Genomic DNA, 24,072 nt, shown 5'->3' with positions numbered 1-24,072 from the left:
AAGAAGAAAGTTCTTGATTCTTTTGGAATAAAGAGTGATAATAAGAAATAAATTTGACAATAGAATTTTATGAGCAGGGGTTGTTAGAATGAAAGTCATTAAATTTGGTGGTTCATCATTGGCATCAGGTGAACAAGTTGAAAAAGTATTTAATATTGTTACATCAGATCCTGAGCGAAAAATAGTTGTAGTTTCTGCACCGGGAAAACGATATTCTGATGATATAAAAGTTACTGACATGTTAATCGCATGTGCTGAGCGCTATTTAGAGCATGGTGAAGCAGGCGATCTAGTTGATAAAATTGTAGAAAGATATTCTACTATAGCTAATGAATTGAACATTCCTTTTGAAATTATTAATAAAATTAGAGAAGATCTACTGCTATTATTGGATGGTGATAAGAGCTCACCTGAGCGTTATCTTGACGCAATTAAAGCGAGCGGTGAAGATAACAACGCAAAGCTAATTGCAGCATACTTCCAACATAAGGGAGTAGATGCTTCTTATGTAAACCCTAAAGATGCAGGTCTTCTTGTAAGTAATGAACCTGGAAATGCTCAAGCCTTACCTGAATCCTATGAACGACTTTACTCGCTTCGTGACAATTCTGGTATTGTTATTTTCCCTGGTTTCTTTGGATATAACGAGTTTGGTGAAGTATTGACCTTCTCACGAAGTGGTTCGGATATAACTGGCTCTATTTTAGCTAATGCCACAAAAGCTGAAGTGTATGAAAACTTTACGGATGTCGATGCAGTTTATTCTGTGAATCCAAATATTGTTCATCAACCAAAAGAAATTAAAGAAATGACGTATCGTGAAATGCGTGAGCTATCTTACGGAGGATTTTCTGTTTTTCATGAGGAAGCATTACTTCCAGCCTTTAGAGCAGGAATTCCAGTAAACGTAAGAAATACGAATAACCCTTCAGCACCGGGGACAAGAATTGTAAACAAACGTAGTAGCTCAGTCGGTCCAGTTGTTGGGATTGCAAGTGATGGTGGATTCTGTAGTATTTATGTTGGTAAATATTTAATGAATAGAGAGATTGGATTTGGACGGAAATTATTACAAATCTTAGAGGACTTTGGCTTCTCCTATGAGCATATTCCATCTGGAATTGATGATATTTCGATTATCTTAAGCCAAAACCAAATGAGTGCAGAGGCAGAAAAAGAAATTGTTAATCGAATTTATAGTGAACTAAATGCAGATGAAGTAATAATTGAGCATGATTTAGCCCTTATTATGGTTGTTGGTGAAGGAATGCGCCATAATGTAGGGACAACTTCACGTGCTGCGAAAGCGTTAGCTCAAGCTCATGTCAATATTGAAATGATTAACCAAGGATCTTCTGAAGTTAGCATGATGTTTGCTGTAAAAGAAGACTTAGAAAAACGTGCTGTTCAAGCACTTTACGAAGAGTTTTTCGTCGCCGTTCCAGTATAATCCTATTACGAAATATGGCGGCTCATATAATAATTTAAAAAAGTAGGCCGAACATTCTTGACTTTGCTCCGATTGTTCTGCCATAATAAATTAAAATTAATGAACGTTGAAAAAGGACTAGTATGCGTGCCACTTAAGTGCAAGAGAGCGGGGTTTAGGAGCTGGAAGACCCCGTCACATTAAAGCCGCAGAACCTACCTTTTGAGTCCTATGTACAAAGCATAGGCGCAGGTCATGCGTTATCAGTTAAAGTGGGATGTATTTGCTACATCCAAAAAAGGTGGTACCACGGAATCAAGCTCTTTTCGTCCTTATTTATTTAAGACGAAAAGGGCTTTTTATTTTATTTTGACTTTGTTAAATATGTCTGTTGCTTTCCGCTCCAGGTACTCGCTTTCCGCGGGGCGGGCGGTGAGCCTCCTCGGCGCATAAGCTCCTGTGGGGTCTCACCTGTCCCGCTACTCCCGCAGGAGTCTCGCACCTTCCGCTCCAATCAACAGATTGCTTAAAAATCAACAACGTCATTAACACATTTTATTAAAAAATAAAAATGTCTTCTGCAAGCAACATCGCTTGCACTTTTAACAATCACGGAGGCTTGAAAAAATGGAAAAAAAGCGGGTAGTCGTAAAAATCGGAAGTAGCTCATTAACTAATTCAAAAGGTGAAATCGATTATGAAAAATTCACCGATCATATTGAAGCCATTGCCGCACTTCGCTCAGAAGGACACGAGGTAGTGCTAGTCTCTTCAGGTGCTGTGGCAGCTGGATTTAAACGTCTCGGCTATCCTTCAAGACCTGTCACTTTAAAAGGGAAACAAGCTGCTGCTGCAGTTGGGCAAAGCCTATTAATCCAATCCTACATGGAGCAACTCGGCAAATTTAATATCGTTCCCGCGCAAATTTTACTTACGAGAAAGGATTTCTCAAAGAAAGACCGATATCGAAATGCTTATTCAACTTTGACAGAGTTACTAGAAAGAGGGATTCTCCCGATTATTAATGAAAATGATACGGTTTCCGTTGAAGAGCTGACATTTGGTGATAATGATATGCTTTCTGCATTAGTAAGTGGTCTTGTTCATGCAGAACAGCTCATTATTTTGACGGATATAAATGGTTTATATGATGCGAATCCTAGAACCAATCCTGATGCGAAGAAGTTGGATTTTCTTCATGTCGTGACAGACGAAATGCTGAATGTTGCCGAAGGAGCAGGCTCGAATGTTGGAACAGGTGGGATGCTATCAAAGCTCATCGCTGCCAAAACGGCTTTATTATTAGGTGTTCGAGTGTTTATTGGTCATGGAAAAGGAAGGATGAAATTACTTGAGATTTTAGAAGGCAAAGGCGATGGGACTTATATCGGTGGTGATGCACTACCGACCGTAACGAATAATAAACAATGGATTGCCTTACATTCTGAGATTTCTGGTAAAATTCATGTGGATCAAGGGGCAGAGGAAGCACTTTTATTTAATGGTAAAAGTCTATTACCTGCCGGCATCTATAAAGTTGAAGGTTCATTTGAAAAAGGTGAAGTCGTGGAAGTGTATGGTTCATCTGGGTTACTGGGTAAGGGAGAAGTTTTATATTCTTCAGCTGATTTAAACAAAATCAAAGGCAAGCGGACAGACGAGCTTACAACAACTGCAGCAATTGCTGTCATTCATCGTGATAAATGGGTAAAAGTGTAAAGGGGGAGAAAAAAATGAGTGAAGTGAAAGAAAAAGGAGCATTAGCCAAAAAGGCGAGCTTTGCCTTAATCGGGGTGTCGACTGCACAAAAAAACAATGCGTTAGCAAAAATTGCTGAGCAGCTCTTGAAGGACCAAGAAACGATTATTGCTGAAAACAAAAAAGATATAGAGCAAGGAAAATTGAAAGGTTTTAATGAATCGATTCTAGACAGAATCTTATTAAACGAAAAACGCATCAAGGATATGGCAGAGGCAATTGGCTTGCTAATAGAGCTTAAAGATCCAATTGGGGAAACACTTGAAAGTATTCAGAAAGATAATGGGCTTGTCATTAAGAAACGAAGAGTTCCAATTGGCGTCATAGGGATGATATACGAGGCAAGACCCAATGTAACCATTGATGCAGCAACCTTGTCTTTAAAAACTGGCAATGCGGTCATCCTACGCGGAAGCTCTTCGGCTCGTTTTTCAAATATGGCTTTAGTTCAATCAATCCATCGTGCCTTGGCACAAACTGATCTACCATTAACCGCGGTGCAATTAATAGAAGATACGAGTCACGAAACTGCAAATGAATTATTCCATCTCAACGAGTATTTGGATGTACTGATCCCTCGAGGTGGAAAAAACCTAATTGATACAGTTGTTCGTGAAGCTTCCGTACCAGTTTTGGAAACTGGTGCAGGAAATTGTCATATTTTTATTGATGAAACTGCTAATTTTGAAATGGCAGAGCAAATCGCTATAAATGGCAAAACACAGCGTCCATCCGTATGCAATGCGATTGAAACCATTTTAATTCATGAAAAATGGTTTGCTGAAAATGGGGAAAAACTATTAAAAACGCTTGATGACTATGGTGTTGAAGTATTCGGTGATGAAAAGGTTTGTCAAACTTTTCAAGCAGCAAAGCATGCGACCGAAGAAGACTGGCACACAGAATATTTAGCGCTAAAAGTTAGCATGAAGGTTGTTGATAGTGTTGAAGAGGCTATCAAGCATATTAATCAATATGGAACAAAACATTCAGAAGCCATCATCACCGAGAATAATGAAAATGCAGATGTCTTTTTAACAAAAGTGGACGCTGCGGCTGTTTATCATAATGCTTCAACGCGTTTTACTGATGGATTTGAATTTGGCTATGGGGCAGAAATTGGAATAAGTACACAAAAGCTCCATGCACGTGGACCAATGGGTTTACCAGCGCTTACTTCTAGTAAGTTTTATATATACGGAAATGGACAAATTAGGGGATAAATTATAAGGGATAAGAGGTGACGTATTTATTATTACGTCATCTCTTTTTTGCCATGATAGGTTGATTTTCAATTACTCCAAATCGATCCTTCATTTCGATTATTCCTTGCTTACATACCCCATATTGTAGCCAGGAACAGCCTTTGCAAAGCTCATCTAAATCATCAGGATCTACTCTTTTAGCGACAAGATCCATCAATGTTGATTTTTGATAGTATTTCCCAACAATTAAACCTAAGTGCTGGATTACATTCAAATCCATCGTGATGACATGTTTTTGAGAGCCTTCATTTGCTTCACAAATTCGATCTCCGCGATTTGGACAGGACATACAAGCGTTATCGAAACCAGCTACCACTCTAATAGGAAAATCATTATCTCTGTCTTGAATTTCAGCGACTATTTCAGTCATGTTTTTAACAAAATCCTCACTATAACCCATGCCGCGAAAACCTTGAATACACAAAAGATGATGCCCTCTTAAAAACATTAAACTCACCGCCTATAAAAAATTGAATAAACTAAGAAATGTAAACTTTATTAAATGTAGGTTAACATAAATCACCACATTAATAAACAAGTTAAATCTCAATAAATATTTGCTTCGAAACTTTTCTGGTATTAAAACAAGATTTTGGAAACAATATCATCATTACAAACCGCGTTTAACTACATGGGTTCGCATTATCGAAATATGTAAGCATGATGATACAAGGAGCGATTTTTTTGGAAAAGCCACATCTAAAAAAACTTCTATCAGCTTCTCTTGGATTTAGCCTGGCAATCGGATTATTCTCAGCTTTTGGTGCGGAGCAAACAGCATGTGGCAAGGAGGTAATCTTGGCCACCATGAAGGATGAAAGAACGACACCTGCTTTATTAAAACTAAGAATTATGGAAACAACAGATGTACATGGAAATATTTTAAGCTATGACTACAATAAGGATGAAGTCTATCCAAAGGTCGGGTTAGCGAAAACAGCAACGTTAATTAAAAATGCCAGAAAGGAAGTAAAGAATAGTATTCTTGTTGACAATGGTGATTTAATTCAAGGCACTCAGCTTGCCACCTATAAAGCAAAATATAATGTATTAAAGCCTGGCGAGGTCCATCCGGTGTTTAAAGCGATGAATAGGATGGGATATGATATAGCAACCTTAGGTAACCATGAATTTAACTTTGGATTTGATTTTCTTAAGGAAGCATATAACGATGCTGAATTTCCTTATGTGAATGCAAATGTTTTTATCGATGACCATGATGCAAATCCGCAAAACGATAAAAATATGTTCAAGCCATACCGTATTATGAAGAAAATGTTCATTGATGAAAACGGAAAAAAGCATGTGCTAAAAATTGGGTTTATCGGCTTTCTACCTCCACAAGCAATGCAATGGGATAAAGGGATATTACAAGGAAAAGTGGTGGTTAAAGATATTGTTGAGACTGCCAAAAAGTTTATTCCAGAAATCAGAAAGAAAGGAGCCGATCTTGTTATTGTATTGGCTCATACTGGGTTAAGACCCTCAAGAAGTGAAACCGAAAATGCTGTTTTTCCGCTAAGCGAAATACCAGGGATAGATGCAATTACATTTTCCCATACTCATAAACTATTTCCGGCTGAAAGCGGCAACTGCACAAGATGGAACATTGTTAGGCCCAGATAAGCAACCATTGGCTGGCATAGACAATCGAAAGGGGACCATTAATGGTGTTCCCGCTGTTCAAGCTGGTTATGGTGGTGGGTCACTTGGAATTATTGATTTACAGTTAAATATAGAAAATGAAAAATGGAAAGTTGTCGATTCACAATCCTTCACACGAGAAATATGGCTTGAAGATATGGATACAGCTTTAGGAAATCTTAATGTGAAAAGTATTGTAGAAGAAGACAAGTCAATCGTTAAAGCAGTCATGAGAGATCATCGAGAAACGATAAATTACATTAATACACCAATGGGAAGGACAAATGATGATATTCAAAGTTATTTTGCATTAGTGCAGGATGATCCTTCCATTCAAGTTGTCACGAATGCACAAAAATGGTACGTACAAAATTACATAAAAAAGAATAAGCCAGAATACCGTCAATTGCCAATCCTTTCAGTTAGTGCGCCGTTTAAGGCAGGTAGAAATGGCTTTGAAGATTATACAGAAATTAAAAAAGGGGATTTATCGATTCGGAGTACTGGCGATTTGTATTTGTACGACAATACTTTGCAGGCTATTAAGGTAAAAGGGGCAGTAGTGAAGGAATGGCTTGAAATGTCTGCAGGGCAATTTAATACAATTGACCCGATAAAAACAGATGTTCAAGCTCTACTAAACACGAATTATCCTGTCTTTAATTTTGACGTTATTGACGGGATACAGTACCAATTTGATGTGACGAAACCTCCAAAATATGATTTAACTGGTAAACTAATTAATCCAGCGTCCAGTCGGGTGATTAATCTTACTTATAATCATAAACCAATTGATCCAAAACAAGAGTTTATTGTTGTCACCAACAACTATCGCGCGGATGGAGGAGGTAATTTTCCTGGATTAGGGGGAAATGAGATCGTCGTTGATTCTGTCGATCAAAATCGGCAAATTTTAATGAAATATATATTTGAACTAAAGGAAATTACACCAAAGGTAGACCAAAACTGGTCAATAGCTCCGATTAATAACAATGTTAAAATTAGCTTTACGACATCACCAAAAGGAGCGCTCTATATTAAAGCAGGAAGTCGAATTTCATTTACGAAAGAACTAGATGAACAGGGATTTGGTATATATAAACTAGACCTTAGCAAGAATTAAAAGTACAGGTGACTCCAAAAAAGAGTCGCCTGTTTTTTTATCGATATATCTGGTTCATTTCATGATTCAGTAGGATATTATCGTAGTGAACATAATGATAGTGGTAATATTTGACATAAAGTTGTAAGAAATGACTCTCGAATCGAAAAGGGATTTAGCTCGTAAAATGGAATGTTAATTATATAAAATAAGTACTTAGCCGTGACAGGAAATAGAACGATGAGTCAAAGTCCCCGGCCTCCAAACTTATTAGTTGAAGGGAGAAATCAAAATGTCAAGTCCCGTCATTTACAGAGTTGAAGACCAAATTGGACACATCATCTTGAATCGACCTAACCATACAAATGCTTTGAATGAGGAAATGGTTGTTATGGTTGTAGAAGCGTTACGTGTAGCTGAGGAAGATCCAGATGTAAAAGTCATTATCCTTTCTGGAGAGGGAAAGTCTTTTTGTATTGGTGCAGATTTAGAGGTGATGATGTCTCTGGAGAATGCAAGAGAGACCACAAAATGGATTGAGTTAACCTCATCATTAGCAAAAACAATCGTCGATTTAGATAAATATGTGATAACTGCGGTTCAGGGCTATGCAGCAGGTGCAGGATTTAGCATTGCTTTAGCATCGGACTTTATTATTGCTGAAAGAAAAGCAAAGTTTGCATTAAATTATTCAAAGCTAGGGCTTATACCAGATCTTGGTATGACAAAGCATTTAGTCGAACATGTTCCATTACGGGTTGCTAAAGAGTGGATTTCTTCAGGTAAAGAAATATCTGCAGAGGAAGCACTTGAAAAAGGAATCGTGAATCAAATAATAAACGGAAACGCCAACCTTCTTAAAACAGCGATTGATTTTTCCCAGTTTATTATTAACGGTGCTCCGTTATGTAATAAATATGTAAAACATTTATTAAACCGTGCTGGGTCAAGTAATCTTGACGTGGCATTAATGAATGAAAATATGGTCCAAACCGTGCTCCTCCAGACAGAAGATTACAAAGAGGGAATAAGGGCACAATTCGAGAAAAGGAAGCCTCAATTTACTGGAAATTGAAAAGGGGATACAAATAAATAAAGAAGGAGTCATCCTATATGAGGGACTCCTTCTTTACTGTTGTGTTATTTAAATGAGTAAACCTAACTTTTTTAAACCATTGTATATACCAGAATTATGAACATCTGTCGTTTTATGCTTAGCATACTCAAATAAGGCTGGATGGGCATTTCCCATTGCAAAGCCCTCACCTACATAAGAAAGCATTTCTTTATCATTTAGTCCATCGCCAAAGGCAATTGCATGCTCACGTGGGATATCTAAATATGAAAGCATCGATTGGACTGCAACTCCTTTGTTAATATCATCCATTAAGATATCAAAACAGTTTTGCATTCCATTTACATTTACAGGTGAAAAGAAAATTCCCTCATATTCTGGATAAAGGGCTTGTTCATTTTGATCGTTAGTAAGAACTGTTGCTGATAAAATATGACTCAAATGCTCCGGGAGAAATTGTTTGTTTTTGGTTAATGCGAACTTAGTATAAAAATCCATAGATTTCTGAGAATTAAGGTTTGTCGATAGGTTATGGCTGTTAGAGTAAAGGATAAAGTCATGTTGGTTTTCTTCTGCTATCTCTAAATAATGGGATAGAATGCTGTCATCCATATACTTTTTAAAAATTTCCTTCCCTTTATAAATAGCATATGAGCCATTGTAGGCGATAAATGAATCCACATTCAACTCAGCTGATATTTCGGTCAATTCATGAAGCGGTCTACCAGTGGATAATACCACATGAATATCTTTTTCCTTCATTTCATTTATGGCCTTAATCGTTGTATCTTCAATCGTATGGTCGGGACGCAATATCGTTCCGTCAATATCTAAAAATAGTATTTGATAATCCTTCATGCTGAAACTCCTTATTTGTTGATTTTCTATTTTGCTTTTGCGTTACTTTCAAGAATAACACAAACAGTCCTATGTTTGTCTTATTTTCATCACCAATTTTAGTTCGAAAAATGAAAAAATGGCCACCAAATGAGATTCGGAGCCATTTTTCATTTTGAGTCAGGAATGTCTAAAACTTTGATGGGTGTCATGCTCTAGGCGCCATTAGCTTTTCTTATGTCAATTGATCACTGCTGGATTTCATATCCTTTTTTTGCTAATTCTTTAAAAATATATTCTACATGACTATGATCTTTAGTTTCCAATGATAGATGAAGCAAAGCATATCCTGGAAATATTTTTTCACCAATATGGTCTAGTGAAAGATTCAAGACATTCGCTTCTAAATTGGTGATATTTTGGAGGAGTTTCTCGAGTTTGCCCGGTCTTGTCCTTTAAAAATAAACTAAAGTGAACAAATCTTCCAGCCTCTACCATTCCACGTTCAATGATTCTCGAAATAAAACTTACATCGACATTTCCTCCACTGATGACAGCCACGGTCTTCTTTCCAGCAATAGGAATTTTTTGGTAGAGTAATGATGCAAGCGAACAGGCTCCAGATCCTTCAACAAGTAGTTTGCTGCGTTCTAATAGCATTAACATGGTTCTTGCAATTTCCATTTCATCTACACAAAAAACTTCATCAACATATTTTTGTACAATTTGGAAGGGGAGCTCACCAGGTTTTTTAACAGCAATGCCGTCTGCCATCGTTGGTTGAGAATCAACCGTCACGGTGTGGTCTACTAAAAGTGATTGCTTCATGCTCGGGCATGCTTCAGCTTCAATTCCGTATATTTTAACAGATGGTTTTTGTTCTTTAATGGCCATTGCAAGTCCTGGAGATTAATCCACCTCCACCAATTGGACAAACAATCGCTTCTACATCAGGAAGTTGTTCAAGTATTTCTAATCCGACTGTACCTTGTCCAGCAACAACATAATGATCATCGAAGGGATGGACAAAGGCTGAACCATTTTGTTCTTTTAGTTTTAAGGCATAAGCAAGCGCGTCATCAAAAACAGTTCCATGCAATTCAACCTCTGCACCATATTTTCGGGTTGCTAATATTTTACTTATAGGAGCTCCTTTCGGCATGACAATCGTACAAGGAAGATCGAGTAGACTAGAAGAAAAAGCCACTCCTTGGGCATGGTTTCCTGCAGATGCTGCGATGACCCCTTTATGTACATTCTCGTTTTTTAGTGCAAGCATTTTATTAAAAGAACCTCTCACCTTAAAAGAACCAGTTTTTTGAAGATTTTCAAGCTTTAAGTACACTTCATTGCCTGCAAGCGTGCTAAACGTTTTAGAATAATCAAGTGGAGTTACATGGATCAATCCACGCATATTCTCGCGAGCAACGAATATATCAGTTAATGAAACCAAAAAAACACCTCCTCCTTAAGTATTCTTTACGTTCTAAACCTGTTTATGCTTAAGTTGGTTTAGAAAAGAGGAAGAGGTGTTTAAATTGATGTTGCTTTGTTGTGTATTATCTTGACCACTGTTTTCTTACTTGTTCAAATGCCATTTGCTTAATCGTTTCCTCACCTGTTTCTTTATCAGTTAAAACATTTGTTACGTAGTTCTTACCCTGGTAGTTAATTGTTACAGTTACTTTAATCATTTTCATACTCCCTTTCTTAATAAATTGAAATTTTTCTACGAAAAGTAATCTTTTTCGAATTGCGGTTCATTTCCGCTGTAAATGAGGAAAAACAACTTTGGCGATATAGCCTTAAAAAGGAATTAATCGAGTGGCATACACAAAAGAAGACTGCCTTTAAAAATACATAAAACTTAGGAAAAAGGCGGTGTATCAAGATATATTGTTATTAGTATATGACTGGAGCAATAGATAATCAAGAACATACGCTCGACAAATTCCTGCTATGTTAACGATTACAATGCGCGTTTTGTCGGATGAAATATTAATTCATTTCATTTTGTCGGAAAAACATTTTAAGGAATCTTCTTTTGAAATGAAAAAACACTGAATTTTATCCAGTGTTCGTCCTGATCTTAAAAGTTAGCGTGATGTTTTTTGATACGAAATCCGTTTTACTTGTTCTGTTGTTGTATCAAATTCAATTTTAATGATAACTCCGAATTCCTTACTGCCTTCCTTTAACCAAAGTTTAAAGGTTTCGGTTGTGGTTTTAGCACTTTCAATTCTTCCAACATGGAGATAGTCTATTATATCTGCTTTAGGATAATGTTCTTTTGCTTTCTTCATGGCCAGTCTGCCCCATTTTGCATAGGCAGGTTCAGGTTTTTGTTCTGTTTCAATCATTCTTCCATACACATTAACGGGAGAATTAGCCAGGAAGATTGTATTCAAGCAGCAAAAAAGAAACAGACTACATATACATTTTAGCTTCATTTAATGGTTCACCTACTCCTTTTCAATTGCACTCTTTTGTAATAGTATGTATATTTTTGATTGTTTCATGAATATTTAACGATGGGGATTTGTTGGGAGAAGCGAATATTTGTTCTTCATATATGTAATTTTTTATTGACAGGTTTTTATACAAAATGGAAAATAGTCTGTGGAATAATAAGGTTAATCACTAAGGACACGAAACACATACAAAGGAGGTAACATTATGCTTAAAACGACGAAAGAGCTTGTTAATTCCGAAAAAATCCTTTCTATATTACAAGAAATAGTAAATCGTTCTTATGAGCGGATAAAGGGTGAAGAGGTACTCTTATGTTTAGATTGTTTAGATGTCGATCTTTATATAGCTACGAGTAACCATGATGAATTTATTGAATCAATTAAGGAAAATTTCGAACTGGATGAGGATTTTGAGATCATCGATTATGAAGGATACCGTGAATTAATGGATGAATTAAATGAGAATTTTATCCTATTACATAGTATAAGTGGGCTTTTTGACTATTTCCATCCTGGTGACTATATCGTGAATGGGGAGACCCGATTTCAAGAAGGGGAATATTTAGCTCCAAAAGGTGTATTCTATGCACCGTTTGAAGATGCAGTCAATAAGAATTAATCATAAAAAGTTCAAAGTTTAAAGAAAAAACCACCTGGAAAGTATTGACTTTTTGAAAATTATTTCTCGGGAAAGCGCAAGATAAGACATTTTTCCTATTTTCATGTCGGAAAATGTCTTTTTTTATGAGTAAAATGTTTCAACCCTTAATTTAGAATAGCCATCGAATTCCAACACAAAATAACACTGTCTGTAAATTCTACTGAGACGTACGTCGAATTGGCTAAAGGAGGCTTCAATTGACCGATAAAAAGAGTAGAAGCCAGCAGGGAGAAAATTTGTTAGAGTGGTGGCAGCTATCATTAATTGGTGTCGGTTGCATTATTGGAACAGGATATTTTTTGGGCTCTGGACTTGGGATTCGAATTACAGGACCTTCCATGCTCCTTGCCTTTATTTTAGCTGCCATTGCAACGTATATTGTGTTTGACGCACTATCAAAAATGTATGCAAATGACCCCCAAAAGGGTTCATTTCGGTCCTATGCAAAAAAAGCGTTTGGCAGGTGGGCGGGATTTAGTAGTGGTTGGGTTTACTGGTTTTCTGAAATGTTGATAATGGGTAGCCAGCTAACAGCATTATCGATCTTTTCAAAGTTTTGGTTCCCAAACATACCTTTATGGGTTTTTGCAACTATTTTTGCTGTATTGGGAATTATTGTTGTTTTAACGGGTGTTAAAGGCTTTGAAAGAATGGAGAATCTTTTTGCTGTTGTGAAAATTGCTGCGATCCTTATGTTTATTATTCTTGCTGGTGCTGGGTTACTAGGTTTTCTTGACAATGGAAAGGAAGTATTCAATGTTCCGAGTCAGGCTCATGATTTTTTTCCTTCAGGTCTTAAAGGATTATGGTCAGGACTAATCTTTGCATTCTATGCCTTTGGAGGTATAGAAATAATGGGCATCATGTCCGTCAGGCTCAAAAACAAAGAAGATGCGGGAAAATCAGGAAAAATTATGATTTTGGTTTTAACCACGATCTATATTATCTCGATTGGATTTGCTGTAAGTATGGTGTCATGGCAAAGCTTTAATTCGGAAGAAAGTCCCTTTGTTATTGCAATGAAAAGTTACAATCTGGCTTTTTTTCCACACCTTTTTAATGGAGCGTTAATTATTGCTGGATTTTCAACTATGTCAGCATCCCTGTTTGCAGTCACGAGCATGTTAGTAACTCTAGCCGAAGACGGAGATGCTCCAAAGCGTTTTGCAAAGAAAGGAAAGCTTAAAACTCCAATGTACGCGCTTGCATTAACTGTGTGCGGCCTAATCGTATCCATTGTAATGGCTCTTGTGATGCCAAACAAAATATACGAGTATATTACAACAGCTGCAGGATTAATGCTCTTATATAATTGGTTATTTGTTTTGGTTTCTGTGAAAAGATTAATAAAAATTACATGGTTCGGACATGTCAAAAGGATTATTGCCATTTTACTAATATTACTAGCTGTTAGCGGGACGTTATTTCATGAATCTGTTCGTCCCGGATTTTTTGTCAGTATATGTTTCATTGTACTTGTTGGGGTTGTTTCCGTTATTATTCACTTTTTATCGAAAAAAGGCAAAAAACCAAATCCAAGTTCACTATTTGAAAAATTCGAATTATTAGAGGAGAAATAATGCTCGGAAGGCCTCTATGCCAAAATAGCAACCAAAACCAATAAGGGAAAGTCCTGATATGTAGGCAATTAAGGTTAGTAATGAACTCGATAAATATTGACGAAATGTACTGGAAAGTAAGGCCATCGATAGATCCCAAATAAGGAGTCCTGAGAAAATCGCAGCACTATAAAGAATCAGTTGGTCCAAACTATAATTCGACACGGTTTTAGCTAATACCGATCCATAAATCCCTAACCAAAAGAGGATGGTTAATGGGTTTGATATTGACATAAAAAATCCAGACATAAAAGATTTTGTTAATGGTTCGGAGTTACGGGTATGGGAAGTCTTAATAGCCCCAGCACCAATTAAGCTTTCTACACCCGTATAAATGAGGACAAAACATCCAAATGACCAAAGAAATGCTTGGATGATTGGCTTTTCCAAAAAATGAACAAAGCCTAAATAAACAAGTGACATATAAAACGCATCGGCAACCATGGCTCCTAAACCAACAAACCACGCATGGAAAAATCCACTTTTAATCCCTTTCTCAATTTGCGCTGCATTTACTGGACCAATAGGTGCGGCTAATGATAGTCCTAAAAACAAATAACTAATAAAAGTAGACATTAACATTCCTCCTGCCTAAAACAAATGCTCGTACAGTTTATTCAGTTCCCGTTGCTTGTACCACAAATATTTTTAAAACAGCTTTGGAAATTACCTTCCAAATTGTCGTTAATAAGGAATAAAATATTTGATTTAGCAAAACTTAAAAACAATCTTGAAGGATTTTCGATTGAACGAGTACGGTGAGGTGTAACGAGTGAAAGAAAAATGGGAAAATAATGAAATTATCTTAATCTTGTTTGCCTTCCTAATTATCTTCATCTATTTGTCGCCCCTGTTTATTTTAGGAGAAAATGCTCATATTAGAGTGCATGATAATTTAGATTCAAATATTGCATGGTATAAGGTATTAGCAAAGAGTGGAGAGCTTTTTGGAGGCTTTAATGCAACCATTCCACAAATCATAAACGGTTTACCAAGAAATGCCTTTGGGTCTGAATTTAGTGGGATTGTATGGTTGTATGCTTTATTTCCAACGATGACCGCATATGCCTTAAGTCAATCCATCACTCGAATTTTCGCATTTATTGGAATGTGGCTTTTACTTAAAGACCATTTTTTAGTGGATGAAAAAGACAAGCCGATCACAGTAGGAGTTGCCCTAGCATTTTCATTAACTCCCTTTTGGCCATCTGGAATGCTCAGTACATTAGGTATGCCACTTGCGCTTTGGGCTTTCCTCAATATCCGAAAAGGGAAGAAAACCTGGGGAAATAGTTTAGTTCTCACCTTATTGCCTTTTTATGCAAGCATCGTCCTAGGTTTTTTCTTTTTCTTAACAGCTATGGCAATGCTTTGGCTATGGGATGTTTTAAAATCAAAAAATTGGAACCTTCGCTTTATTTCAGCACTTGCTTATATGACATTCATCTTCTTAGTTGTTGAATATCGATTGGTGTATTCTTTCTTATTTTCGGTTGAACCGAATAGTCGCGATGAATATTTCCATACAAACTTGCCTTTATGGAGGGTCATGAGACTTACCTTTAAAAATTTTCTTTACGGACACACACATGTCATGACGGGTCATACATTGATTATTTTACCTGTTCTTGTTGCATCGCTTATCTTGGTAATAATTCATAAACAATGGAGGAGAAATAGATTATTCATCTACTTCTTTATTCTTAATTTTGGCTTATCGTTGTGGTATGCCTTTTGGTTTTATAAGGGTTGGGAGCCAATAACAAAACGTTTTCATTTTATGAACACCTTTAACTTTGCTCGCTTCCATTTCCTAAGGCCGCTTGTCATTTATGTAAGCTTTGCACTCGGATTAAGCGTTCTATGGGAATATCGAAAAGGAATGAAACACTTTGTAAATCTTTTAATAGCAGCTCAAATTTTGTTGTTATTCCTTTATAATGACGAAATCATTTATCATAAAAAACCCACCGTAAAGGAATTTTATGCCGAAAATCAATTCCAAGCGATTAAAAATTATATTAATATGCCGGTTGAGCAATATCGGGTTGCCAGTATCGGACTCCATCCTGCAATTGCTCAATACAATGGATTTTATACGCTCGATACGTATAACAATTTTTATCCCTTAAAGTATAAACACCAATTCCGAACAATAATTGAAAAGGAATTGAAGAAAGATAAAAGGATTCGAAAGTACTTTGATAAATGGGGTGGGCGTTGTTATTTTTTTACAGATGAACTTGGAAAATCATATATGTTAAAAAAACACTCAAAAAAGAAATTATCGAGAGTCAGTCTTAACTTAGAACCTTTTAAGGAGATGGGTGGACAGTACCTGTTTTCAGGTATTCCAATATTAAATGCTAAAGAGAATGGTTTAACTCTGGAAAAGGTTTTTGAATCAAAGAACTCTGCATGGAAAATTTACTTATATAAAGTGTTTTAAGCATCTGGGAGGATACGATTATGATGGAACCAACCCTTACAATTGTAATTCCTTGCTACAATGAGGAAGAAGTGCTAGAATCCACAATTTCACAATTAAATGGTTTATTAGAACAGTTAATGAAAGAGGGCATGATATCGAAGAAAAGCCGACTTTTGTTTGTTGATGATGGAAGCAAGGATCATACTTGGATGATCATTTATAAGGAAGGATTAAAGAATGAAAGGGTTAGAGGCATCAAATTATCTCGAAATGTGGGACATCAAAATGCATTGCTGGCTGGATTATTAACAGCAAAGGATATGTCCGATTGTGTAATTTCTATTGATGCAGACCTGCAGGATGATATCGAAGTTATCCGAGAATTTGTCATGAAATATAACGAGGGTTATGAAATTGTATTTGGAGTTCGCGATAACAGAGAAACTGACTCGTATTTTAAACGGACTACAGCACAGGGATATTATAGGTTAATGGAAAAAATGGGGGTTAAATTGGTCTATAATCATGCAGATTATCGACTAATGAGTAAAAGGGCATTAGAGGAACTAGAGAGGTTTAAAGAGGTTAATTTATTTTTGCGTGGCATTATACCATTAATTGGATTTCGTTCAACCTCTGTTTACTATGCACGGAAGAAGCGACTTGCAGGTGAATCTAAGTATCCAATTAAAAAAATGTTAGCTTTTGCACTCGATGGCATAACGTCATTTTCGGTTACTCCAATACGACTGGTCCTTTTTTCAGGTTTTATTTCCTTTTTTGTCAGTCTGTTATTTGGCCTTTATTTCTTTTCTTTAAAATTCTTTGGAACGACTGTAACAGGATGGACTTCACTCATTACCTCAATCTGGCTGATCGGAGGGTTGCAGCTTATAGCCATCGGGTTAATTGGTGAATATATCGGAAAGTTATACACGGAAGCAAAAAGACGACCGAAATATATCGTTGATTTAAATACTTTTCAATTACCATCTACGCCGTATCTATCATCAAATAAAACAATGATCGATGAGTCTTATAATTTAGAAAGGGCATTATTATCTCGTAACGAATAAAAGAAAATGAAGAGTAACAATACAGTTAGCTACTCTTCACCCCATACAAAATAAAAGCAACACCAGTAAATATCCAAAGGATTTTAATAAAGGAAATTTTCTCGGCGATTCCAACTAACCCAATCGTAGTTGTTAGTATCAGGATAATTGGCCCAACAAGAGCAAGACTACTATTTAAAACTAAAGCTTTTTCGATGTTATTGTATTTGAGAAAAAGCAAGGCAACCATTATTTCAATGCTCCCAGATAGTATTCGTAGCAATGACATACTAAGGATAGCTTTTTCAAACATTCCTGTTCCTCCTCACTAATTCAAAGTTTCTCAACAATATATGCATATGTGTATGGAGTTAGGACATGTTCTTGGGTCTTGTTTCATCGAATGCTTTAACAAGTCTTTTTATTCGATGGTCAATAAATTTTTTACATTGGAGGTAAAGTTATGCCAAGAGGAAAAGAATTTTCACAATTACCAAAATCAAATATCGCATCCAGCATTGTAGAAGATCCAATGTCCGCCAATCGCGGAAACAAGACAGGATTTGTTGGTGCTGCAAGCCCGACATTACCAAATAAAGACAAATTAGGGGAAAATAAAAACAAATAGTCAGGCCCTATGCAATCACGGTGTAAAAACATTGTTTAAATATTGTACAAGCGTTATCATTTGTCATATAGAGAACATAGATAGAAGTATAATAGAGATAAAAGAACGATTTGATGAAGGGGGAGGTTCTTTGGACATTTATCAAATTATCACAAAATTAGAAAATCGCCAATTATCCATTTTAGATAGCGCTAAGTTTTCAAAGTTTGCCGTACTATTGCCTTTAATAGAGAAGGAAGATGGCATTCATATTCTTTTTGAAGTACGAGCCTTTAATATGAGACGACAGCCAGGAGAAATTTGTTATCCAGGTGGAAGAATTGATCCGGATGATCATAACGAGCAGTATACGGCCCTTCGTGAGACCTCTGAGGAATTAGGGATTTCTGTAAATAGCATTCGTCACGTCGTTCCTCTAGATTACATGGTCAATGCTTTAGGAAGGATCATTTACCCCTTTGTTGGTGTGATTGATCAGCCTGAACTTATCGTACCAAATGAATCTGAAGTCGCAGAGGTATTTACAGTCCCACTTGAATTCTTTCGAAATGTTCAACCAGAAATTTATAAAGTCCATTTAATTGCCCAACCTGAACAAGATTTTCCGTATGAACTTATTATTGGTGGAGAAAATTATAATTGGCATAAAACCCATATCGATGAGTATTTTTACAAATATGAGGACAAGGTTATCTGGGGATTAACTGCAAGAATTTTACATCATTTTCTTGAATTAATAGATTAAAGCAAAAACAGACTAACGATTATTCGTTAGTCTGTTGTCATAGGTTTTGGATCCTTAGTATCCAAAACGAGTGCCAACAATGATTAATAGGATAAACAGAACAACAATTAGCGCAAATCCTGCTCCGTAGCCACCTGAATTATAGCTCATAATTTCACCCCCTTTGGACAATCTACAGTATTATATGAAATCCAACAAAACTGTTGCTACAGTTCATCAGAAATGGGAGGCCTATTTTGAAAATAGGAGATTAATGGTAAAATTTCAGAATTTTTAAATTTTTTATATAATTTTAAATAAAAAGTATTGAAATTTCTAATAATTATATTATAATATAAAAAAGGACAAGGAGTTGATCTCTATGGAACATAAGTTGCCGAATTCTATGAGACAGAACATGCCGAAGGCTCCACGACACTTGGAAATAAAAGACAACATGACGGATGCACTAATTGCGGAAATGCTACTCGAAAAGTCCCTATGTGATTTTAGAAAAGAACAAATTATGAAAGAGATCGACATCTCCTTAGCACAGAGAAACAAACCTGAATTTCTTCGATTAGTAAAAGAACTAGAGGGTATATCATAATAGAATAAAATAAAGTTTAAAACCTAGTGTATGCTAGGTTTTATATTTTTGTTTATAAAAAATGAAATCGAACGAAAAAGATAAAGAATTGTCGTAAAATCTATAAATATAGTAGAAATAATGGTACAATAGTAAAAAATTAAAATTTACTGAATAGAGTAATATTTGTGGAGGTAATGAATTTGGCTGAATTACGTAGTAACATGATAAAAAGTGGGTTCGATCGTGCGCCTCACCGCAGTTTGCTTCGTGCTGCAGGGGTAAAGGAAGAAGATTTCAACAAACCGTTTATCGCCGTTGTTAACTCATATATTGACATTGTTCCAGGACATGTCCACCTTCAAGAGTTTGGTAAAATCGTAAAAGATGCGATCAGAGAAGCTGGCGGAGTACCCTTTGAAATGAACACGATCGGTGTGGATGATGGAATTGCGATGGGGCATATCGGAATGCGTTATTCGCTTCCAAGTCGTGAAATCATTGCAGATTCCGTTGAAACCGTTGTAAATGCACACTGGTTTGACGGGATGGTTTGTATTCCAAACTGTGACAAAATCACACCTGGGATGATGATGGCAGCGTTACGGATCAATATTCCAACCATCTTTGTAAGTGGTGGGCCGATGAAGGCTGGGGTAGATTCTCAAGGGAACCCACTCGATTTAACCTCCGTTTTTGAAGGTGTTGGAGCGTTCCAAGCTGGAAAAATTGATGAAGCTCGATTACAAGAAATTGAACAAGTGGCATGTCCAACCTGTGGTTCTTGTTCTGGAATGTTTACAGCAAACTCTATGAACTGCTTGGCTGAAGGACTTGGATTAGCTTTACCTGGAAACGGAACGATTTTAGCCGTAGCAGAAGAGAGAAAAGACTTTGTTAAACAGTCTGCAAAACAATTAATGGAATTAATTCAAAAAGATATTAAGCCTCGTGATATTGTTACAATCGATGCTATTGATAATGCATTTGCATTGGATATGGCAATGGGCGGTTCAACCAATACGGTTCTTCATACGTTAGCTCTAACACATGAGGCCGAAATTGACTATTCATTAGAACGTATTAATGAAATTGCTGCTCGTGTACCGCATCTTGCCAAGATTGCTCCTGCATCTGATTATCATATTGAAGATGTTCATAATGCCGGTGGCGTAAGTGCAATCATTAATGAGTTATTAAAAAAACCGGACGCAATTAACGGTGATTGTTTAACTGTATCTGGTAAAACACTACGCGAAAATGTTTCCGGTGCTGAAATTTTAGATAAGAATGTCATTCGTCCATTAGATAATCCTCACTCAGAACGTGGGGGATTAGCCGTGTTATTCGGGAATTTAGCTCCAGATGGATCAATCATTAAAGTTGGGGCAGTTGATCCAGCTGTTGGAGGCTATCATCGTGGTCCGGCAATCTGCTTTGATTCTCAGGAAGAAGCGTTGTCAGGAATCATTACAGGAAAAGTAAAGGAAGGTCATGTGGTTGTCATTCGTTATGAAGGGCCAAAGGGTGGACCTGGAATGCCAGAAATGCTTGCACCTACTTCCCAAATCGTTGGGCGTGGACTTGGTGCCAAGGTTGGTTTGATTACAGATGGTCGTTTCTCCGGGGCATCGAGAGGAATCTCGATTGGCCATATTTCACCTGGAAGCAGCAGAAGGTGGACCAATTGCTTTTGTTGAAGATGGAGACATCATTGAGCTAGATTTGAATAACCGTAAAATCCAGCTTGAAATTTCTAATGAAGAGATGGCAAAACGTAAAGAAAACTGGAAGGGCTTTGAACCAAAGGTGAAGAAGGGCTACCTGGCTCGCTATTCGAAGCTTGTTACTTCAGCTAATACTGGCGGAGTAATGAAAATATAAAATTTTATAAAAAATATTTAATGCTGAGGATAACTGGTTACTAAGCCAGCTAATCCTCAGCATTTTTTTTGTTGCGATAGTCGATTGTAGAAAAAATTTCCTTATTTTTTTCTATTCTTACAAAGGATAAGGATATAATGTCAGTATTAGCTTAAACCAACTAAGTCGAAATGATAGGTTAAAGGTGGGAAATAGATTTGAGAAATAAATCGGTATTATTTGTAGCGATAACCTCATGTATAGCGTTGCTTATTTGTGTTGTTGGACTCGGGGTTACTTTAATTGACTATTTTGATAACCCAACCACATTAAACACAGAGAAGGTTGTGAAAAAGGAAACGAAAAAAGAGGAGGAAGCGGTGCAAATTGTGGCCCTAGGCGATTCTTTAACGAGAGGAACAGGGGATACAGAAGGGAAAGGGTATGTTGGTTATTTAGTCCAAAACCTAGAAAAAAAGACTGACCAAAAGCTTGCTCTTTCAAATCTTGGGATAAAGGGACTTACTACAGAACAATTAGCACAGCAGGTTAAACAGAAGGAAGTGCAAAGGCAAGTTGAAAATGCAGATATTCTCTTAATTACAATTGGCGGAAATGACTTATTTCGAGGTGGTCAAGGTTTGGGCGATATGAGTCCAGAGAGCTTGCAACCAATTGAAGCAGCATTTGATATAAATCTACATACCATTCTTACTGATATCAGAAATGTAAACCCGACTGCAGATATTTTCTTCATTGGATTGTACAATCCATTTATAGATTTAGAAAAAGCAGAGGATACCTCTAAGGTTGTTCGTGAATGGAACTATAAAAGTGCGGAAATAAGCGCAATGTATCCTAATACCGTATTTGTACCGACATTTGATTTATTTCAATTAAATGTGAATGATTACTTATTTTCTGATCATTTTCACCCGAACACTGAAGGCTATCAATTGATTGCTGAACGGGTTGCTTCATTAATCACAATGTAAAAGAGGGAGTATATGAGCGAAATAACGATGTCTGTTAAAGGGCTACGGAAGGTTATCGGCAAAAAAGAGATCATAAAAGGGATTGATTTTTCTTTAAAACAAGGTGAGGTTTTTGGGTTTTTAGGTCCTAATGGTGCAGGGAAAACAACTACGATTCGAATGCTGGTCGGTTTAATTCGCCCCAGCGCTGGGTCTATCCATATATGTGGTCATAATGTGGAAAAGGAATTTACAGAAGCGATGCAAAATCTCGGCTGTATTGTTGAAAATCCAGAAATGTATCCTTATTTAACAGGATGGGAGAATTTAAAGCATTTTGCCGTAATGCTAAACAATGTGGGGGATGAACGTATTCTTGAGGTGACGAAGATGGTAGGATTACAAGAAAGAATCCATGATCGGGTTAAAACTTATTCATTAGGAATGAGACAACGGCTAGGTATTGCTCAAGCACTTTTAGGAAGACCAAAAGTGTTAATTCTTGATGAACCAACGAACGGCCTCGATCCATCAGGAATTCGCGATATGCGTCAATTCATTCGCTATTTAGCAGAAGAAGAAGGTCTAAGTGTTTTAGTTTCAAGTCATTTGTTAAGCGAGATTCAGCTTATGTGTGATCGGGTAGCGATTATCTCCAAGGGTCGTGTCATCAAAACAGACACGGTTGAACATTTGCTTAACCAGCAGGAAAGACTAATTTGGAGATTGAAACCGAGTGATAAAGGAATAAAGTTATTAAAAGAGATGACAGAGATTTTGAAAGTGGAAGGGGAATTAATCTTCACACCATACGTCGAGGGTGAAGTTGGTGAGTGGAACCGGACATTGGTGAATGCAAACGTAGCGGTGTTAGAAATGAATCGGAAGCTTCCTTCACTTGAAGACTTATTTTTAGAAATGACAGGAGGAGATTCGATTGATTAATCTCATCCAAAATGAATTATTGAAAATTGTACGAAAAAAGAAATTGGTTGTCGTGATCCTGATTATGGTTGTTCTGATTTCTATGTTTACTTACGCACAATTTCGTGAGCAGGAGCGCATTCAAGAAACGCTTGGGACAAGAGATTGGCGGACAACTTTGCAGCAGGATATTATTAATAAGCAAAATCGTCTAACCAGTACGGGAATCTCCGAAGAGTGGAAGCAACAGCTACAAATTTCTGTTAAGCAACAGCAATATTATTTAGATCATGATGTCAATCCAACAGAACCTGGAGCCCCAACGTTTGTTCGCGAATTTCTCCAGCATGCAATTCAGCTGTTGCTTCCATTGCTCGTGATGATTATAGCATCAGACATCGTATCCTCCGAGCATAGTGGAGGAACAATTAAGCTTTTGCTAACAAGGCCGGTGAAGAGGTGGCGCATCCTATTAAGTAAATACATTACGCTTATTCTTTCTGTATCATTTTTGATAATGTCCTTTGCTGTTTTGTCCTATGTCATTTCAGGAATTGTGTTTGGTTATAGCGGATGGTCGGCGCCGCTCTTAACTGGTTTTTCTGTAAAAAATGGTGAACTGAGCACAGAGGCAGTACATCTTGTTCCACAGTGGAAGTTTTTGTTAATGGTATTTGGCTTAGCATGGTTTGTCTCACTAGTAGTCGGTACATTATCCTTTATGCTTTCAACCCTGATTAAAAGTACAGCAGCTGGAATGGGTGTCATGCTTGCTTGTTTAATCGCAGGAATGATTTTAACGAATATGGTTTCCTCTTGGGAATCAGCCAAATATTTGTTTATGGTGAATTTGACTCCTACCATTTATCTAACAGGGGGAACTCCTCCAATTGAAGGCATGAATCTTGGATTTACTTTATTGGTACTCCTCGTCTGGGGAGCACTTGGGGCATTTGTATCCTTTTTCATGTTTATGAGAAAAGACGTTTATTAAGATAGTTAAATTTATAAAAATCATTACCA

General features: G+C 36.8%; 21 protein-coding genes, 3 pseudogenes and 1 other annotated feature. Of the genes and pseudogenes, 16 read left to right on the top strand and 8 right to left on the bottom strand.

Annotation, left to right across the window (positions count from 1 at the left end; genetic code table 11):
• The first annotated feature begins 88 nt into the window (after positions 1–88).
• The 3 genes from RGF10_RS13100 (at position 89) to RGF10_RS13090 (ending at position 4,410) form a co-directional block, all read left to right on the top strand.
• On the top strand, positions 89–1,450 hold the full coding sequence (locus RGF10_RS13100) for an aspartate kinase (RefSeq protein ID WP_318502697.1): 1,362 nt from the start codon (positions 89–91) through the stop codon (positions 1,448–1,450).
• 97 nt (positions 1,451–1,547) lie between these two features.
• Positions 1,548–1,766: a binding site (T-box leader), on the top strand.
• A gap of 290 nt (positions 1,767–2,056) precedes the next feature.
• Positions 2,057–3,148: a glutamate 5-kinase gene (gene proB, locus RGF10_RS13095; protein WP_318502695.1), complete on the top strand. Its 1,092-nt coding sequence runs from the start codon at positions 2,057–2,059 to the stop codon at positions 3,146–3,148.
• 14 nt (positions 3,149–3,162) lie between these two features.
• Entirely contained in the window at positions 3,163–4,410 is a 1,248-nt protein-coding gene (locus RGF10_RS13090) for a glutamate-5-semialdehyde dehydrogenase (protein WP_318502693.1), read from the top strand.
• 37 nt (positions 4,411–4,447) lie between these two features.
• Here the strand turns inward: RGF10_RS13090 and RGF10_RS13085 are convergent, their stop codons facing one another.
• A complete protein-coding gene (locus tag RGF10_RS13085; protein ID WP_412176624.1) occupies positions 4,448–4,900 on the bottom strand; it encodes a DUF1284 domain-containing protein in 453 nt (150 codons plus the stop codon).
• A 215-nt stretch (positions 4,901–5,115) separates the two neighbouring features.
• Here RGF10_RS13085 and RGF10_RS13080 point away from each other — a divergent pair.
• Together RGF10_RS13080 and RGF10_RS13075 are read left to right on the top strand one after the other, a co-directional pair.
• Positions 5,116–7,219 (top strand): annotated as a pseudogene (locus RGF10_RS13080) (bifunctional 2',3'-cyclic-nucleotide 2'-phosphodiesterase/3'-nucleotidase).
• Positions 7,220–7,490: 271 nt separating this feature from the next.
• Positions 7,491–8,273 (top strand): enoyl-CoA hydratase/isomerase family protein, encoded by a 783-nt coding sequence (locus RGF10_RS13075; protein ID WP_318502689.1) that lies wholly within the window; start codon positions 7,491–7,493, stop codon positions 8,271–8,273.
• 69 nt (positions 8,274–8,342) lie between these two features.
• Here the strand turns inward: RGF10_RS13075 and RGF10_RS13070 are convergent, their stop codons facing one another.
• From RGF10_RS13070 to RGF10_RS13055, 4 genes and pseudogenes are all read right to left on the bottom strand, one after another.
• Positions 8,343–9,131 (bottom strand): HAD family hydrolase, encoded by a 789-nt coding sequence (locus RGF10_RS13070; protein WP_318502687.1) that lies wholly within the window; start codon positions 9,129–9,131, stop codon positions 8,343–8,345.
• 227 nt (positions 9,132–9,358) lie between these two features.
• Positions 9,359–10,563: pseudogene (gene ilvA, locus RGF10_RS13065) on the bottom strand (threonine ammonia-lyase).
• Positions 10,564–10,669: 106 nt separating this feature from the next.
• Positions 10,670–10,804 carry a BA3454 family stress response protein gene (locus tag RGF10_RS13060; protein WP_318502685.1) on the bottom strand — a complete coding sequence of 45 codons (135 nt, stop codon included), beginning with the start codon at positions 10,802–10,804 and terminating at the stop codon, positions 10,670–10,672.
• A 402-nt stretch (positions 10,805–11,206) separates the two neighbouring features.
• A complete protein-coding gene (locus RGF10_RS13055; RefSeq protein ID WP_318502684.1) occupies positions 11,207–11,560 on the bottom strand; it encodes a YqzG/YhdC family protein in 354 nt (117 codons plus the stop codon).
• 226 nt (positions 11,561–11,786) lie between these two features.
• On the opposite strand from RGF10_RS13055, the gene RGF10_RS13050 reads away from it, so the two are divergent.
• Together RGF10_RS13050 and RGF10_RS13045 are read left to right on the top strand one after the other, a co-directional pair.
• Entirely contained in the window at positions 11,787–12,200 is a 414-nt protein-coding gene (locus RGF10_RS13050) for a hypothetical protein (RefSeq protein WP_318502683.1), read from the top strand.
• 239 nt (positions 12,201–12,439) lie between these two features.
• Entirely contained in the window at positions 12,440–13,822 is a 1,383-nt protein-coding gene (locus RGF10_RS13045) for an amino acid permease (RefSeq protein ID WP_318502681.1), read from the top strand.
• Here RGF10_RS13045 and RGF10_RS13040 read toward each other — a convergent pair.
• A complete protein-coding gene (locus tag RGF10_RS13040) occupies positions 13,808–14,437 on the bottom strand; it encodes a LysE family transporter (protein ID WP_318502679.1) in 630 nt (209 codons plus the stop codon). The two genes, RGF10_RS13045 and RGF10_RS13040, sit on opposite strands and share 15 nt — an antisense overlap.
• Before the next feature lie 196 nt (positions 14,438–14,633).
• Here RGF10_RS13040 and RGF10_RS13035 point away from each other — a divergent pair, with 196 nt between their 5' ends.
• On the top strand, positions 14,634–16,310 hold the full coding sequence (locus RGF10_RS13035; RefSeq protein ID WP_318502677.1) for a DUF6044 family protein: 1,677 nt from the start codon (positions 14,634–14,636) through the stop codon (positions 16,308–16,310).
• 20 nt (positions 16,311–16,330) lie between these two features.
• Positions 16,331–17,368 (top strand): glycosyltransferase family 2 protein, encoded by a 1,038-nt coding sequence (locus RGF10_RS13030; protein ID WP_318502675.1) that lies wholly within the window; start codon positions 16,331–16,333, stop codon positions 17,366–17,368.
• Between the two features lie 25 nt (positions 17,369–17,393).
• Here the strand turns inward: RGF10_RS13030 and RGF10_RS13025 are convergent, their stop codons facing one another.
• A complete protein-coding gene (locus RGF10_RS13025) occupies positions 17,394–17,660 on the bottom strand; it encodes a YqhV family protein (protein WP_318502673.1) in 267 nt (88 codons plus the stop codon).
• 150 nt (positions 17,661–17,810) lie between these two features.
• Between RGF10_RS13025 and RGF10_RS13020 the strand changes: the two genes are divergently transcribed.
• Complete coding sequence (locus tag RGF10_RS13020; RefSeq protein WP_318502671.1) at positions 17,811–17,975, top strand: hypothetical protein; 165 nt, start codon at positions 17,811–17,813, stop codon at positions 17,973–17,975.
• A gap of 130 nt (positions 17,976–18,105) precedes the next feature.
• On the top strand, positions 18,106–18,720 hold the full coding sequence (locus RGF10_RS13015) for an NUDIX hydrolase (RefSeq protein ID WP_318502669.1): 615 nt from the start codon (positions 18,106–18,108) through the stop codon (positions 18,718–18,720).
• 54 nt (positions 18,721–18,774) lie between these two features.
• Here RGF10_RS13015 and RGF10_RS13010 read toward each other — a convergent pair whose 3' ends face one another.
• A complete protein-coding gene (locus tag RGF10_RS13010) occupies positions 18,775–18,870 on the bottom strand; it encodes a YjcZ family sporulation protein (protein WP_412176623.1) in 96 nt (31 codons plus the stop codon).
• A 211-nt stretch (positions 18,871–19,081) separates the two neighbouring features.
• On the opposite strand from RGF10_RS13010, the gene RGF10_RS13005 reads away from it, so the two are divergent.
• From RGF10_RS13005 to RGF10_RS12985, 5 genes and pseudogenes are all read left to right on the top strand, one after another.
• On the top strand, positions 19,082–19,309 hold the full coding sequence (locus RGF10_RS13005; RefSeq protein WP_318502668.1) for an IDEAL domain-containing protein: 228 nt from the start codon (positions 19,082–19,084) through the stop codon (positions 19,307–19,309).
• Between the two features lie 182 nt (positions 19,310–19,491).
• Positions 19,492–21,172: pseudogene (gene ilvD, locus RGF10_RS13000) on the top strand (dihydroxy-acid dehydratase).
• Positions 21,173–21,369: 197 nt separating this feature from the next.
• Positions 21,370–22,146: an SGNH/GDSL hydrolase family protein gene (locus tag RGF10_RS12995; RefSeq protein ID WP_318502667.1), complete on the top strand. Its 777-nt coding sequence runs from the start codon at positions 21,370–21,372 to the stop codon at positions 22,144–22,146.
• 12 nt (positions 22,147–22,158) lie between these two features.
• Positions 22,159–23,070, top strand: a complete 912-nt coding sequence (locus RGF10_RS12990; protein ID WP_318502665.1) for an ABC transporter ATP-binding protein — start codon at positions 22,159–22,161, stop codon at positions 23,068–23,070.
• On the top strand, positions 23,063–24,043 hold the full coding sequence (locus RGF10_RS12985) for an ABC transporter permease (protein WP_318502663.1): 981 nt from the start codon (positions 23,063–23,065) through the stop codon (positions 24,041–24,043). Before RGF10_RS12990 ends, RGF10_RS12985 begins: the two co-directional genes overlap by 8 nt.
• The last annotated feature ends 29 nt before the right edge of the window (positions 24,044–24,072 follow it).

Origin of the sequence: Bacillus sp. T3, assembly GCF_033449965.1 — a bacterium.
Lineage (GTDB): Bacteria > Bacillota > Bacilli > Bacillales > Cytobacillaceae > Bacillus_BU.
This window is presented reverse-complemented; position numbering and strand designations above follow the sequence as displayed.